The 14285-nt window shown below is 60.2% G+C and carries 11 protein-coding genes; 3 read left to right on the forward strand and 8 right to left on the reverse strand.

Annotated elements, in window-relative coordinates:
- Positions 1-67: 67 nt before the first annotated feature.
- Both QZZ60_RS00835 and QZZ60_RS00840 read right to left on the reverse strand, forming a co-directional pair.
- A complete protein-coding gene (locus tag QZZ60_RS00835; protein WP_295636464.1) occupies positions 68-1579 on the reverse strand; it encodes an amidase family protein in 1512 nt (503 codons plus the stop codon).
- A 288-nt stretch (positions 1580-1867) separates the two neighbouring features.
- Complete coding sequence (locus QZZ60_RS00840; protein WP_295636467.1) at positions 1868-2407, reverse strand: HPP family protein; 540 nt, start codon at positions 2405-2407, stop codon at positions 1868-1870.
- Between the two features lie 289 nt (positions 2408-2696).
- On the opposite strand from QZZ60_RS00840, the gene QZZ60_RS00845 reads away from it, so the two are divergent.
- Complete coding sequence (locus QZZ60_RS00845; protein ID WP_295636470.1) at positions 2697-3236, forward strand: GNAT family N-acetyltransferase; 540 nt, start codon at positions 2697-2699, stop codon at positions 3234-3236.
- A gap of 222 nt (positions 3237-3458) precedes the next feature.
- Here QZZ60_RS00845 and QZZ60_RS00850 read toward each other — a convergent pair whose 3' ends face one another.
- From QZZ60_RS00850 to QZZ60_RS00860, 3 genes are all read right to left on the reverse strand, one after another.
- Entirely contained in the window at positions 3459-4319 is an 861-nt protein-coding gene (locus QZZ60_RS00850; protein WP_295636473.1) for a YitT family protein, read from the reverse strand.
- Between the two features lie 109 nt (positions 4320-4428).
- Positions 4429-6288 (reverse strand): cation-translocating P-type ATPase, encoded by a 1860-nt coding sequence (locus QZZ60_RS00855; RefSeq protein WP_295636476.1) that lies wholly within the window; start codon positions 6286-6288, stop codon positions 4429-4431.
- 135 nt (positions 6289-6423) lie between these two features.
- A complete protein-coding gene (locus QZZ60_RS00860) occupies positions 6424-6699 on the reverse strand; it encodes a metal-sensing transcriptional repressor (protein WP_295636479.1) in 276 nt (91 codons plus the stop codon).
- Between the two features lie 707 nt (positions 6700-7406).
- Between QZZ60_RS00860 and QZZ60_RS00865 the strand changes: the two genes are divergently transcribed.
- Positions 7407-9839, forward strand: coding sequence for an EAL domain-containing protein (locus QZZ60_RS00865; protein WP_295636482.1), 2433 nt, complete (start codon positions 7407-7409; stop codon positions 9837-9839).
- A gap of 33 nt (positions 9840-9872) precedes the next feature.
- Here QZZ60_RS00865 and rlmD read toward each other — a convergent pair whose 3' ends face one another.
- The gene (gene rlmD, locus QZZ60_RS00870) at positions 9873-11363 is read right to left on the reverse strand and encodes a 23S rRNA (uracil(1939)-C(5))-methyltransferase RlmD (RefSeq protein WP_295636485.1); all 1491 of its coding nucleotides are present in this window, start codon (positions 11361-11363) and stop codon (positions 9873-9875) included.
- Between the two features lie 346 nt (positions 11364-11709).
- Here rlmD and QZZ60_RS00875 point away from each other — a divergent pair, with 346 nt between their 5' ends.
- Complete coding sequence (locus QZZ60_RS00875) at positions 11710-11844, forward strand: hypothetical protein (protein ID WP_294445492.1); 135 nt, start codon at positions 11710-11712, stop codon at positions 11842-11844.
- 156 nt (positions 11845-12000) lie between these two features.
- Here the strand turns inward: QZZ60_RS00875 and QZZ60_RS00880 are convergent, their stop codons facing one another.
- A complete protein-coding gene (locus QZZ60_RS00880; RefSeq protein WP_295636490.1) occupies positions 12001-12396 on the reverse strand; it encodes a hypothetical protein in 396 nt (131 codons plus the stop codon).
- 142 nt (positions 12397-12538) lie between these two features.
- A complete protein-coding gene (locus QZZ60_RS00885) occupies positions 12539-14284 on the reverse strand; it encodes an NADH-dependent [FeFe] hydrogenase, group A6 (protein ID WP_295636493.1) in 1746 nt (581 codons plus the stop codon).
- Between the last annotated feature and the right edge of the window lies 1 nt (position 14285).

The raw sequence follows: 14285 nt of genomic DNA on the forward strand, positions 1-14285 counted from the left end.
CCGGCCCGGAAGGGCCGGCTCCCTTCGTTTTGAAAAAGCGGCTTGCCTGCACTAGGCTTCGGGAGCGTCAGTCCACGGAGACGGAAGAGAAATCCAGATCGGGGAAGGCTGCCGGAGGTCTGCGGTGACGGGTGGCCTGCTCATAGGCATAGCCCATGCCGATGAGCGTCTCTTCGCTGAACGGCGCTCCCATGAGTTCCACGCCTACGGGTACGCCGAGAGGCGCGGCGGGACCGGCGACGGAAAAGCCTCCGGGCAGCGTGATGGCGGGAAGTCCCGTGACGGATGCCATGAGGCCGTTGCGTCCGGCCTGTCCGCGGGCGTCGTTTGTGTGCACCACGAGCATGGATTGAAGGGGATACACAAAGGCGTCCATGTCGTGTTCCGTCATGAAGGAAACGACGAGCTCATGCAGCCGGGAGTTTCTGTCAAGGCGGGCTCTGTATTCCGGATTGTCGGCGGGATTGATTTCCGCAGCCTTCTGCTCCAGGTCCAGGGCTACGGAGGGGGTGATCAGCCCCGTGGCCACATATTCCCTGATGTTGCGCACGGGCGCCGCGTCGCCGAGCTCACTGAGGTATCTGTTCAGAACGATGCTCTGTTCCCAGCGCTGAACGTCGTTGTTTCTTATGAGATCGGAAACCCGGAGTTCGGGAATGTCCACGCGCGTCACGGTGGCTCCCAGCGCCTCGAAGTCGCGGACGGCGGCATCCATGACCCGAAGAACGTCCGGATCGCTGCCGAGATTGGTGGTCAGAAGAGCCAGTCTTCTGCCCCGCAGAGCGTCGGTTCTGAGCGCCTTCGTGTAGTCGGGCACCGTTCGGTTTTTCATGACGGCCGTGCTGGCGTCGTCGGGGTCGTATCCTGCCATGACGCCGAGCAGCAATGCCGCATCGGTCACGCTGCGGGCTATGGGGCCGCCCTGGTCCTGAAGATCGGAACAGGGAGAGATGCCGGTGCGGCTCACGAGCCCTCTTGTGGGACGTATGCCCACCAGACTGTTGGCGCTGGAGGGCGAACGGATGGAGTTGACCGTGTCCGATCCGGTGCCGGCTGTGGCGAAGTTTGCCGCCACGGCCGCTCCCGTGCCGCCGGAGGAGCCTCCCGGCGTGCGCGTGAGATCGTAGGGATTGAGCGTCTGTCCTCCCAGAGAACTGATGGTCATGCCGTGATTGGCCAGCTCCGTGAGATTGGTCTTGCCCAGAATGACGGCTCCCGCCTCCCGGAGCCGGCGCACGGCAAAAGCGTCCCGCTTCGGTTGCAGATTCCTGAAGGCCAGAGCGCCGCTCGTGGTTTTCATGTCCTTGGTGTCGAAGTTGTCCTTGAGCACGAGGGGAATGCCGTGCAGCGCTCCGACGGGGCCGCCTGCGGCCCGTTCCGCATCCTTGTGCCGCGCTTCCTCAAGCGCTGCCGGATTGACGGTTATCATGGTTTTGAGGCAGCCGTCGTATACCTTGATGCGTCTCAGGTAATACCGTACCAGCTCTTCGGACGTGAGCGTGCCGTTGCGCATCATGGTTTCAAGTTCCGGTATGCTTCTCTCAAACACACCGGAAGAACACAACAATTCCTTGTTCATGAGAAATCCTTTTTTCCGTCGCCCGCGAAAAGACGTCTCTTTTCATGCAAATGGCGTGCCGCTTGTTATAACAACTTGAAATTGCAGGCGTTGCCGCAAGACCTGAAAGGCGTTGCCGGTACGTTTTCATATTGCCCGCACAAGAAGTTTTGGCAAGGGGCGTTCCGGTGACGGGTGTCGGGGCCGCAGGAAGAGAAGGTACAAAGTTGTTTCACTGGCGGCTCGGGAGAACAAAATTGAAAGGGACGCCACCAAAGGAGCGTCCCTTTTCAGAAAAAATGACGGGCGTCACCACCAGTAGAGAGGATAGCGGCGCGAATGGGGAACATTGTTGACGATGAGTGCGACGAAAAGCATGATACAGGCTCCGGTCAGACAGGGCACAAGGGCGTACCAGTAGCCGAGCTGCCTGATGCCTTCTCCTCCGGTGACGGCGATGAGGGCCGTGGCGCCTCCGGGCGGATGGAGCGTTCCGGTCATAAGCATGACGGCAATGGCCGTGGACACGGCAAGGCAGGCGGCAAGCCATGTGGACTCGGGAAAGAGCATGCCCATGGTGACGCCCGTAAGCGCAGAAACGAAGTGTCCTCCCACCAGATTGCGCGGTTGCGCCAGCGGACTTTGTATGGCCCCGAAGGCCAGTACGGCAGAGGCCCCGAAGGATCCGATGAGCAGAGGAAATCCGGTGCTTCTGGTCACGTGTCGTTCGAGAAGGGCAATGAGGGCGATGGAAATGCAGCTTCCCAGCCAGGAGAGAAGAATCTCCCGCATGCAGGTTCGGGGCGGCGTTGCTCCGCCTCCGCGCATTTTTTTCAGTACGTTCGTCATGTTTTCTCCCGTGCCGGAAGGTCTTCCGGCAGAAAGGAACATAGGGGAAAGACGGCGGAATGACTGTGCCTTCAGACACAGAACGCATCCTTTCCGCGGAAGAAGCGGGAGAGGCTCCGGCATGTGTCCGGGATGTCGTACATGGGAAAGGATCGTTCTGCCCGGAGCACGGCCGCCAGAAATGAGGGTGGCTCCGTTCGGGGAGCGTTTCCTGATTTTCGGCGTTTTCCAGGAAGGTTTGACTTTGCCGGCCCCCTCATGCAGTCTCGGGAACATGGGGAGGAAGGTGATGGCGGAAGGGATGATTCGTCTGGTGAGAGCTCGCCCTGAGGAGCTGCGGGACGTGATGCTGGCGGTGCAGGAGGCGTTTGCTCCTGCCGTTGAGGAGTCCTTCGGAAGAAACGATTACGGTCCTGTTCCGACGGACGAGGACGTGCAGGCGTCGTTCGACGCCCCCGGTGCGGAAGTATGGCACGTGGTTCAGGGGACGGAGCGCGTGGGCGGCGCGGTGGTGCGCATTGATGCGGCAGGCGGGCATAACGTGCTTGATCTGTTTTTCCTGTCTCCGTCCTGTCACGGCAGAGGACTGGGACTTGCGGCATGGCGGGCTTTGGAGACCATGTATCCGCAGACAAGGACATGGGAGACGGTGACGCCGTACTTTGAAAAGCGGAACATCCATTTTTACGTGAACAAGTGCGGCTTTCACATCGTTGAGTTCTTCAACGCACGCCATCGGGACTCTTCTCTTGTGGTTCCCCTGTGCCGGAACGGACTGCCCATGCCCGGCATGGACGAGTACTTTCTTTTTCGGAAGGTCATGAGATGAGAGCTTCCCTGCGGCCTGCCGCGTCCGCAAGGAAAAGTTCCTTCGGAAAGGACGGAGGGAGAGGGGAAAGGGGGACGCGTCCCATCTGCCCGGAAGGACGGAGCAGAAAATGACCGAAGACGGTCTGTCTTTTCCCGAGGCGGAAGGGCAGAGGCCGGGAAGCCTCTCGCAGGAAGCGTTTCTGAAAAAAAAAGCCGCAGCACGAATGCTGCGGCCGTCGCTCTACAGCGTGGGACGCTGATAGAAAAGTCCTTTGAGTTCCTGTGTCTTTACGGTGTTGATGAAGGAGTGGGGATCAACCTCGCGCACGGCGTGGACGACCTTTTTGCTCTCGTCGCTGGAAACGACGGAATAGACGAGGCTGCGTTCCTTGAGATGGAAGGAGCCTTCGCCTCTGAGTATGGTCGCTCCGTGCCGGGAGGTGGCATAGATGACTTCGCATACCTTCTGCGGGTTGTCCGTGACGATGAAGAGCGTTTTTTTCTGATAGCGCTTGTAGAGCGTGTGCACGACCTGCGTGGTGGTATACTGGAAGATGATGGAATAAAGGGCCTTGTCCCAGCCGAAGGAGAAGCCGGCCACGACCAGAAGCACGACGTTGAAGTAGAGCACGACGTTCCAGGCGTCGATGCCCTTTCTCTGGGAGAGGTAGATGGCGATGAAGTCCGTGCCGCCGCTCGTGGTGTCCATGCGCAGGCACAGACTGATGGAAAAGCCGTTGATGATGCCGCCGAAGATGCTGATGAGCAGGGTGTCGTAGGTAATGATGTAGGAGGGGATGAGATCGGTCAGAATGCCGGTGAGCATGATCATCAGACAGGAGTACAGCGTGAACTTCTTGCCGATGTAGCGGAACCCTATGTATATGGGGATCATGTTCAGCAGGAAGTTGACCACGGCGAAGGAGAGATGAACGTTCAGAAATCGTTCCGCAAGCCGCTGAATGAGGATGGTGAGGCCGGTCGCGCCGCCGGGATAGAGTCCGCCGGTCTGCACGAAGGTGTTGATGTTGAGCGCCATGAGCAGTGATGCCAGGCATACGACAAGAATGGTTTTTGAGTCGTCTTTCCAGCTGAAGAGCATGGGAACCCCTGAATGAAAGGTGATGGTCTATAAGTCTTCTTTACGGGTTCCTGAAAAAATAGCAAGAGGCCCGCGAAGGGCCTTTTTTCGGGAGAGAATACGGGATCTTTCAGCCCCGGAACTTCCATTTCAGAAGCAGGGCCGAGTGGAGAATGACGGCCACGGAGCCGGCGTTGTGGACAAGTGCGCCCGTCACGGGGGTAAGCAGGCCCAGGGCCGCCAGAATGATGGCCGCAAAGTTCAGCGTCATGGAAAAGGTGAGGTTGAAGCGTATGGCCTGCATCATGCGCCGGGAAAGACGGACGGCGTGCGGCACTTCGCCTATGCCGTCGCGCACGAGCACGATGTCGGCGGCATCCACGGCGATGTCGCTGCCCATGCCGCCCATGGCCATGCCCACATGGGCCCTTTTCAGAGCCGGGGCGTCGTTGATGCCGTCTCCGGTCATGCAGACGCGGTCATGCTTTTCCATGAAGCTCAGTTTGTCTTCGGGCAGACATTCGGCCTGCCATTCGCGTATGCCCAGCGCTCGGGCAATGTGCCGCGCCGCGTTTTCATGGTCTCCGGTGAGCAGCACGGGAGTGATGCGCGCGCTCTTCAGAGCCTGAATCGTGGCTTCGGCCTCGGGGCGTATCGTGTCGGAAAGAGCGATGAAGCCCGCAGCGGCGCCGTCCACGGCCAGCCATACGACGGTGCAGCCCTCGGACACGAAGCTTTCGGCAGCCTTCAGCGCCTGGTCGGAAGGCCCGGCTCCCTGTTCCGTGAGAAAGGCGGCGTTGCCTGCCAGCACGTCGCGACCTTCCACCCTGGCGCATACGCCGCGTCCCGGGATCATGCGGAAGGCTTCGGTTTCGGGAAGAGGCGCGTCATGCTCCGAGAGAAATCCCTTCGTCACGGCGCGTCCGAGCGGATGTTCCGAGCGCTGTTCCGCCGCCGCGGCCATGCGGTACAGAACGGCGGGCGTCATTTCGCGGCGCAGGCTTTGAACGGCGCGAACGGAAGGTGTGCCCATGGTGAGCGTGCCCGTCTTGTCGAAGGCGCATATGTTCACTTCGGCAAGGCGTTCCAGAGCGTCGCCTTCGCGTACGAGCATGCCGTGCCGGGTAAGATTGCCTATGGCCGCCACAATGGCCGTAGGCGTGGCCAGCACCAGCGAGCAGGGGCAGAAGACCACGAGAATGGTGACGGCGCGTATGACTTCTCCCGTGACAAGCCAGGTGGCAAGCGCCGCGGAAAACGCTCCCGCCACGATCCACGTGGCCCAGCGGTCGGCCAGACGGACTACTTTGGCCTTGCCGGCGTCTGCGGACTGCACGAGCCGGATCATGCGCTGAATGGACCCGTCCTTTCCGCTTTTGGTGGCCTGCATGTCGAAGGTTCCGTAGCAGTTCACGGTTCCGCTGTACACCTCGTCTCCTTCGGCCTTGTCCACGGGCAGGGCTTCTCCGGTGAGCAGCGCCTGATCCACGGAACTCATGCCTGCGACGACGACGCCGTCCGCGGGAACGGTCTCGCCGGGAAGCACGCGCAGTCTGTCGCCTTCACGCACGCTTTCGGCAGGCGTCATGACCTCCTTGCCGTCCTTGACAATGCGGGCGGTCTGAGGGCTGAGCCGGACGAGTTTTTCAATGCCTGCTCTGGCACGCGCGGTGGTGGCTTCTTCAAGAAGCGCGCCGAGCTGCATGATGAAGGCCACTTCCCCGGCGGCAAAGTCTTCGCCGATGATGACGGAAGCGACGAGCGCCGTGGCCACCAGAACGTCCGCCCTGATGTCGAAGCGGGTTGCGAGACCGACGAGGGCTTCCTTCACGATGGGGGCTCCGCAGAGCACGATGGCGGCCCAGGCGGGATCGACGGGAAAGACGCCGGGCATGATCATGCTGAGGAGCAGAGCGATGCCGGAAATGATGAGACAGAGAAGTTCCGTTTTGAAATCGTGCCAGAGCAGCATGAAATCCGTCTTTGCCATGAGCGTCCCCCGTGAGAGAGTTGTTCCCGATGAAAATACCTATAGGGGTATAGGTTTGTCAAGGCGGGGAGCGGCGGTGCACTGACGCGCGGCGGAAACCGGAGAAGAAAGGGGGGCGCTGATGCGCGGCGGGGATCAGTTCATGTTGGCGAAGCGCTCCACGGCCTTGGTGAAGCTGGCTATGGTCTGGTCGGCGTCGCCGTGCTCTATGCCGTCGCGAACGCAGTGACGTATGTGGCCTTCAAGCACCACCTGACCGGCCTTGTGCAGGGCGGACTTGGCGGCGTTTATCAGGGCAAGCACGTCTTCGCAGGGAACGTCCTCGTCGATCATGCGGTCGATGGCCTGCACCTGACCGATGATTTTTTTCAGGCGTCGGTGCAGGTTTTCGGAATCCATGCATTGTTTCATGCGGTTACCTCCGGCCCCTGGAACGGGGCGTATTTTCCGCCGAAGGCGCGGCTCCGGGCTCTGGAGCCGCAGCAGAGAACGCGTCCTGCGCAGCGGCGGGCATGCGCGGCGGAATGTCGCTTCCCAAGAGAAAGGGACGTCTCAACGAGTGTATCTTAAGTTTTTCTGCCTTCAAAGAAGGCGGAAGGTCGTCGTGCCGGAGCCTTCCGATGCGCGGACTCCCGCTTGTTCGACTTTTTCGGTCGCGCCTTCCGTCGGCATGTCTGCTTCTGTTTTTCTTTGACAGAAAGAGGGCGGGAAAAGTGCCGCTCATACGGCTGCGTCAGACGGACGCAGAAAGCTGAAATGACCTTTGCGGCTCTTCTGAGACATGTAGAGCCGCAAGTCTCCTTCATAAGGAAAAGGTCGACAAGGAGAGAAAAGAGCCTCGTCTTGTATGTCGGCTCGGTATGATATAGGATAATACATGTTTTTCGCAGAGAAAAAATGATTTGCCGCCGGGAACGGGGCGGAATATTTTTATGAGATGGCGTACATCTGCATGGATATGGTAAAGAGAAGAGTCGATGGATAGTCTTTGGAACAACAGTGAACTTCGTCAGCAGATGCTGAACCATTTTGGAGACAGTACAGGGGAATGTTATCAGTACTATTCCTTTGTGGAAAAAAAGTTTTGCTTTTCTGAGAATATTCGGAAAATAACGACGATGATTCCCGTTTCGGGCTGTTCGCTGGACGACTGGTATCGGGCGATATATCCCGCGGACTGCGTCAGGCTGAAGCGCTACGTATCCGGCTCCTTCAGCAGGGAGCGACAGCATTACCATTTCAACTATCGCATGCGGAACCGTTTCGGACAGCTGATATGGCTCAGCAGCAAGGGGAAATGCTATTTCGATGACTGCGGCGAGGCGAGTTTCTTTCTGGGAACGATATCGGCGCAGGAGCATCTGGAGCAGCCCGTCAGGGACAGCTGTCAGACGGCGTGGCTGATGGAGCTGGAAAAGGCTCATCATCAGGGACGGAGCGGTCATCTTCTGATGGTGAATGTGGATAACCTGAGCCGGATAAATCTGAAATACGGCCGGGAGTGCGGCAACGGCGTTCTTGAAGTGCTCAGGGACGCCATGAATGATGCCTGCACGGGAGAGCAGCGGGCATGCCGTATCAACGGCAACTGTTTCTGCATACTTCTGCCGGAGACGGACGACGCGCAGGTGAAGGCATATTTTCGGACGGTGCAGAGAAGTCTTGAAGGTGAGTGCACCATTTCCGGCGGCTGCGTTCCGCTGCAGAAGTATCAGATTCCGGAGAGCGAAATGCTCCTGCAGTACGCCGAGAGCTCTCTGGAGGCCGCAAAAAAGTCGGGAAAGAACCGGCTTTGCTTCTTCATGCCCGAGGACTATGAGCGAAAGATTGCCGCCCTGGAACTGCTCGAGGAAATGGAGAATGCCGTAAGAAACGATTTTTCGGGATTTTTTCTTCTTTATCAGGCGCAGATTCGTTCCGAAACTTTTGAGCTTGCGGGAGCGGAGGCGCTGCTTCGGTTCCGTTCGTCCCGAAGGGGCGTCATTTCCCCGGACGAGTGCATTCCGGTGCTGGAGCGGAGCGGGCTGATCGTGCCGGTAGGCGAGTGGGGCATCCGACAGGCGCTGGAGCAGTGTCGCATCTGGAGGCGGACGGTTCCCGACTTTCGCGTCAGCATCAACATGTCCTACCGGCAGCTGGGGCAGTCCGAGATTCAGGACGACGTTCTGAACCTGCTACGGGCGAGCGGGCTTCCCGGCAGCGCTCTCGCCGTCGAGGTCACGGAGGGCAGGGAGCTTCAGAACTATCCGTATCTGAACGCCGTGTTCAGCGCCTGGAAGGAAGAGGGCATAGAGATTGCCGTGGATGATTTCGGAACCGGCTATTCCAGTCTGAGCTGGCTGAAGGAACTGTCCATCGACGAGATAAAGATCGACCGCTGCTTCGTCAGGGACATTCAGCACAGCGCTTACAATCTGCGCCTTTTGTCCAACATCATCGAACTGGCCGCCGGCGGCAGCATCCGCGTATGCTGCGAAGGCGTGGAGACCTCCGAGGAACTTGCCGTTCTGGAGCCGCTTCATCCGGCGCTCTATCAGGGGTACTTTTTTGCCAGACCCGTGTCCCCTGAGCAGTTCGTGATGAAAAAGAAGTACCTGGAGTCCGGTCTTTGTCTGGACGACAGAAACCGGGAGGCGCTCTCCACCCGGCGGGATCTGCCTTCAAAGGACAGGTACGCCCTTGAGCACATCATACTGGAGAAGACCGAGGACATCATTTCCCTGTGTGATGTTCTGACGCATGAGATATACTATCTCAATGCGGCGGGGAAAAGGATCTTCGGCGTCAGGGACTACCGGGGACGGAAATGCTATGAGGCACTGCGGGGACGGAACACGCCCTGCGTTTTCTGTCCCAATGCCGAGCTGCGTCACGACTCCTTTCATATATGGGAGGACTGGAACAGTTACTGCGACAGGCATTTTCTTCTGAAGGACAAGCTGCTGGAGGTGGGCGACAGGACCCTGCGCCTTCAGGTCGGCATGGACATCACAAGGCGGGAGTACGTCAGTCGAAAGGCTCAGGCGCGTCTGGATTTTGCAAGGCGCATCACCGGCTATGTGGACGTGCTGCACAGACAGAAGAACTGGAGCCGCGCCGTGGATCTGGTGCTTGCATCCGTGGGTGAGTTCTACAGGGCGGATCGGGCCTATCTGTTTGAACCTTCTCCCCGGAAGCCCGAGTTCTGGGACAATACCTTCGAGTGGTGCGCTTCCGGCATCACGCCCCAGAAGGAGAATCTGCAGCAGGTGCCGCCGGAGGCGGTATCCCGGTGGATGGAACTTTTCCTGCACGACAAGTCCGTCATCATCTACAACACGGAGCCGCTCAGAAGGCATTCTCCCCTTGAATGGGAGATGCTTGAGAGTCAGGAGATTCAGCGTCTGATCGCCGTGCCGCTCATGGAAGAGGGACGCGTGGTCGGCTTCGTGGGGGTGGACAATCCCCGTTACGCCATTGAGGACGACACGCAGGTGCGGGTGCTGGCGAGCTTTCTTGTCGTACGCTTCCAGCGGGAAAGAAGGGAGCGTCAGGCAAAAAGCGACGCGTGATAGCGTCGCTCATGCGGGAGTGGAAAGCCTTTCCTAAGCCCTGCGGTCCGTTCGAGCTTCGTGCGCGGAGAGCGACAGCGCGGCCACGGTTTCCACGTGCGGCGTCTGCGGAAAAAGGTCCACGGGCTGCACGGCACGTATGTCATAGGCCTGGGAAAGCAAGGCAAGGTCGCGGGCAAGGGTGGCAGGATTGCAGGAAACGAGCACGAGGCGCGGAGGGCGGTGCTTGAGCAGCGCCTGCACGGTTTTCTCATCCATGCCCGCGCGCGGCGGATCGGTGACGATGAGGTCGGGCACGCCTCTTTCCCGGAAAATGCTCTCCAGCCTTGCGGCATCGCCGCATGCAAAACGGAACGTCGTCTCTTCCCGGAGTCTTTGGGCGTTGACGGATGCCAGCTCCACGGCCTGGGCCACGCTTTCCATGCCGAACACGCGCGCAAAATGCGGGCTCATGGTCAGCGCAAGGCCGCCCGCACCGCAGTAGATGTCCCAGCATTCCCCGCCCCGGAAGCCGCCTTCGCCGGAAAACAGGGACGAGGCAAGGTCGGCGGCCGTGTTGTAGAGCAGTTCGGCGGCGCGGCTGTTCACCTGGAAGAAGGAATTGTGGTCGAGGGTGAAGGTCACGTCGCGGCCCTGAAGATGCAGGGTTTCAGAAAGACGCGCTTCGCCCAGCGTGAACGCGGTTTCTTCGCCGTAGGCTATGTCGGCCTCGTCCGCGCGGATGCTGTGCACGAATCCCGTCACGCCGAGTCCGGCATCCATGAGCGCTGCGCCGAGCTTTCTGACGTTCGCGGTCTCCTGAGGCGAGGGCAGGGTGATGAGTTCCACAAGGCATCCCCCGGCGCGGGGCTCGCGGATGACGACGAATCGCAGAATGTCGCTGGGGCGTACGGAGCTGCTGAAATTTTTCTTTTTCGGCGTGCGTTCTCCGGCCTTTCTGCCGGAGGGGGCGGCTCGCAGGCCGAAGCGTCCGCACAGTCCGCGCACCGCTTCCAGCACCGCCATGGTGCGGGACGTTTGAAGCAGGCACTGCGTCACTTCCGTGACGGCGCGGGACGAGCGGGCCCGCAGTCCGAGCCGCGTTCCGCCGTTTTCATCCTGAGCGAAGGCGAATTCCATTTTGTTCCTGTAGCCCCATTCCGCCTCGTCTCCGACGCCGATGGTCGGACGAAGCACGCCTTCCGGCAGCTCCAGTCGTCCGAGACGGCGCAGGGCGTCCTGCACGATGCGCGTTTTCCACGCAAGCTGCCGGTCTCCGGGCAGACGCTGCCAGGGGCAGCCGCCGCATTTTTCGGCATGAACGCACGGAGCGGGACGCTCCTCGGAAGACGGCTTCACCACGCGGACAAGCTCGGCTTCGGCCATGCGTTTCTTTACGTGGCTGAGGCGGACAAGAACGCGCTCTCCGGGAAGTCCGCCCCGGACGAAGACGGTCATGCCCTCAGGGCTGCGTCCCACGGTTCTGCCGTCGGGAGAAAGGCCGTGCAGATCCATTTCCAGCGTGTCGTTCCTGTCGTATTCCATGGGTGTTCTCCTGAAACGTGATGGGGCATCATAGCAGGGCGGAGGAGGAAAGGCAAAAGCCTCCGGGAAGGGCGGAAGGCTTCCGGCTCTCGTTCGTACAGGCGCGGAGCCCGACGCTCTGCGAACGGGCCGTGCGTTCCGTCTCTCTGACGCCGGCTCCCGGTAGAGGTGCGTAAATTCCTTGCTTCTGCCGCATCGTCCTGCCGTTTTCGCCGCAAAGAAAACGGACGCGGCATCAAGTCGTTCCGGCGGAGCTCCTTGACTTTTTACCGGGCTTGGGAGAAGGTAAAAGCTGATTCCGGCATATCGGCCGGAAGGCCGTCCAGACTTTTCGAGGAGCACACGTATGGGAGAACTCATCACCAGCGCCATGCACTCCACCCCTCAGGGATTCGTGGGCGTGGGCTGCATCTTCATCTATTTCATTGTCATGATCTGCGCCATCATCTATCGCGTCAGACGTGGCGAGCACGTTCACTGATACCGTCATCATCGCACGAAAAAGGCGTTCCCTTCCGAGGAGGGGGACGCCTTTTTCGTTTTTTCAGCCTGCGGACATGGAAAGGGGAGAACGCTCGTCATGACCTCGCGCATCGCCCCTTTCGCCGGATGCTCCGCCTCGGGACGGCAGCAGGCATCACTGAGGAGTGCAGGGATGGCTGCGCAGGGCGAAGCGGGCCGTGCCTTCGGCCAGAATCTTGTCGAATTCTTCCATGTTGTTTTCCGCCACGTCCCGCAGGGCGAGCAGAAGCGGGATGGCCGTCATGAGCCAGAACTTGCCGGACACCTTGCCCGAGGAGGCGCCGCCGTGGGCGTAGGCCTCCACGAAGGGACGGGCGGTGTTGCTCAGTTCTTCGCCGGTCTTTTCCCGGAAGATGCGGTGAATGTCCATGACGAGCTCGTGCGAGCTGTAGGGGAAGGGCGTGTCGGCAAAGGCCTTTTTCATGTCTTCCCACAGATACGGGTCGCCGCGAAGGCCCCAGTTCGGGGGCTGTATGTTGAACATTTCGGAGAGAAAGCGATTTTCAGACATAGGTCCTCCACAGATTGAGCCGGAATGTTGCCGGTGCGGGGCTTCATATTGGCGGCAAGAGAAGGAAAAGTCAAAGCCTGCATGAAAAAAAAAGGCGCCCCGGACGTTTTCGTCCGGAGCGCCGGGAGATCAGGCCGCCGGCCTACTTGCTGCGGCAGGAGCGGTACTGTTCATAGTAGTGGGTGTGCAGAAGTTCGTGGGCCTTGTGACTGTTGGGCTCACCGAGGAAGTCCCGGTACAGGGCCTGTATTTCGGGGTTGTCGTGGCTTCTGCGCACGGGCAGGTTGCGGTCGTTGCGGTACAGGGCCTCGATGCGCAGACGGGGCGTGTCGGCGTCGAGGTTGATGGGCTGACCGCCGCCGTTGATGCAGCCGCCGGGGCAGGCCATGATTTCGATGAAGTTCCAGCCGCGGGGATTGCCTTCGCGGATCATGTCGCACACCTTGCGGGCGTTGGCCAGACCGTGTGCCACGGCCACCTTCAGCGTGAGAATGCCGTTGAAGTTCACTTCGGCCTCGCGTATGCCTTCCATGCCGCGCACGGCGTCGAGTTCGATGGGTTCCATCTCTTCGCCGGTGATCACCTTGTAGGCGGTGCGCATGGCGGCTTCCATGACGCCGCCGGTGGCGCCGAAGATGTTGCCTGCGCCGGAGCCCTCGCCCATGATGGGATCGAATTCCTCTTCCGGCAGGGCGAAGAAGTTGATGTTGGCTTCCTTGATCATCTGGGCGAGCTCGGTGGTGGTGAGCACGATGTCGGTGTCGGCAAAGCCGCTGGCCGAAAGCTCACGGCGTGCGGCCTCGAACTTCTTGGCGGTGCAGGGCATGATGGACACGGACACGATCTTGGAAGGATCGATGCCCTGCTTCTGCGCATAGTAGGTCTTGAGCATGGCGCCGAACATGGACTGCGGGCTCTTGGCGGTGGACAGATGCGGAAGCAGGTCGGGATAATAGAGCTCGATGAAGTTGATCCAGCCGGGCGAGCAGCTCGTGATCATGGGAAGCTTGCCGCCGTTCTTCACGCGGTCGATGAGCTCGTGGCCTTCTTCCATGATGGTGAGGTCGGCCGACCAGTTGGTGTCGAACACCTTGTCGAAGCCGAGGCGTCGCAGGGCGCTGACCATCTGACCGGTGGCGATGTCGCCGGGCCTGCCGCCGAAGGGTTCGCTGATGGCCACGCGCACGGAAGGAGCGGTCTGCACCATGACGATCTTTTCAGGATCGCGCAGAGCCTGCCAGGCGCGTTCGATGTCGCTTTTGAGCGTGATGGCTCCGGTGGGGCACACCTTGCGGCACTGGCCGCAGAAGGTGCAGGACACTTCGCCGAGACCGAGGTTGAAGGCCGGAGTCACGCGGGCGTTGAGGCCGCGGTAGGCGAAGGAGTAGATGCTCACGCCCTGCACTTCGGCGCACATGCGCACGCAGCGGCCGCAGAGAATGCACTTCGCCGGATCGCGCACGATGCAGGGATTGCTTTCATCCTTCGGCAGTTCAGGACGGTTGTATTCGTAGCGGACGCGGCGGATGCCCAGGTTGTTGGCCACGCGCTGCAGCTCGCAGTTGCCGGAACGCGAACAGGCAAGGCAGTCCTTGGGATGGTTGGCGAGCAGAAGTTCCACGATGTTCTTGCGCGATTCCAGCACTTCGGGATCGTTGGTGAACACTTCCATGCCTTCGCTCACCTTGGCGATGCAGGCGGGGATGAAGGAACGGGCCTTCGTGACCTTGCACACGCACACGCGGCAGGAGCCTTCGGGGCGCAGAAGAGGATGGTAGCAGAGCGTGGGAATGTTGATGCCGACAAGTTTTGCGGCTTCCAGTATGGTGGCGTCCGCGGGGGCGGTCACTTTCTGGCCGTCTATAGTCAGAGTAACGGTATCACTCATG

Origin of the sequence: uncultured Mailhella sp. (assembly GCF_905187505.1) — a bacterium.
Lineage (GTDB): Bacteria > Desulfobacterota > Desulfovibrionia > Desulfovibrionales > Desulfovibrionaceae > Mailhella.

Excerpts from the sequence above, each read along its gene's own strand:
- QZZ60_RS00835 (WP_295636464.1), bottom strand. The coding sequence starts at position 1,579 with ATGAACAAGGAATTGTTGTGTTCTTCCGGTGTGTTTGAGAGAAGCATA.
- QZZ60_RS00840 (WP_295636467.1), bottom strand. The coding sequence starts at position 2,407 with ATGACGAACGTACTGAAAAAAATGCGCGGAGGCGGAGCAACGCCGCCC.
- QZZ60_RS00845 (WP_295636470.1), top strand. The coding sequence starts at position 2,697 with ATGGCGGAAGGGATGATTCGTCTGGTGAGAGCTCGCCCTGAGGAGCTG.
- QZZ60_RS00850 (WP_295636473.1), bottom strand. The coding sequence starts at position 4,319 with ATGCTCTTCAGCTGGAAAGACGACTCAAAAACCATTCTTGTCGTATGC.
- QZZ60_RS00855 (WP_295636476.1), bottom strand. The coding sequence starts at position 6,288 with ATGGCAAAGACGGATTTCATGCTGCTCTGGCACGATTTCAAAACGGAA.
- QZZ60_RS00860 (WP_295636479.1), bottom strand. The coding sequence starts at position 6,699 with ATGAAACAATGCATGGATTCCGAAAACCTGCACCGACGCCTGAAAAAA.
- QZZ60_RS00865 (WP_295636482.1), top strand. The coding sequence starts at position 7,407 with ATGATTCCCGTTTCGGGCTGTTCGCTGGACGACTGGTATCGGGCGATA.
- rlmD (WP_295636485.1), bottom strand. The coding sequence starts at position 11,363 with ATGGAATACGACAGGAACGACACGCTGGAAATGGATCTGCACGGCCTT.
- QZZ60_RS00875 (WP_294445492.1), top strand. The coding sequence starts at position 11,710 with ATGGGAGAACTCATCACCAGCGCCATGCACTCCACCCCTCAGGGATTC.
- QZZ60_RS00880 (WP_295636490.1), bottom strand. The coding sequence starts at position 12,396 with ATGTCTGAAAATCGCTTTCTCTCCGAAATGTTCAACATACAGCCCCCG.
- QZZ60_RS00885 (WP_295636493.1), bottom strand. The coding sequence starts at position 14,284 with ATGAGTGATACCGTTACTCTGACTATAGACGGCCAGAAAGTGACCGCC.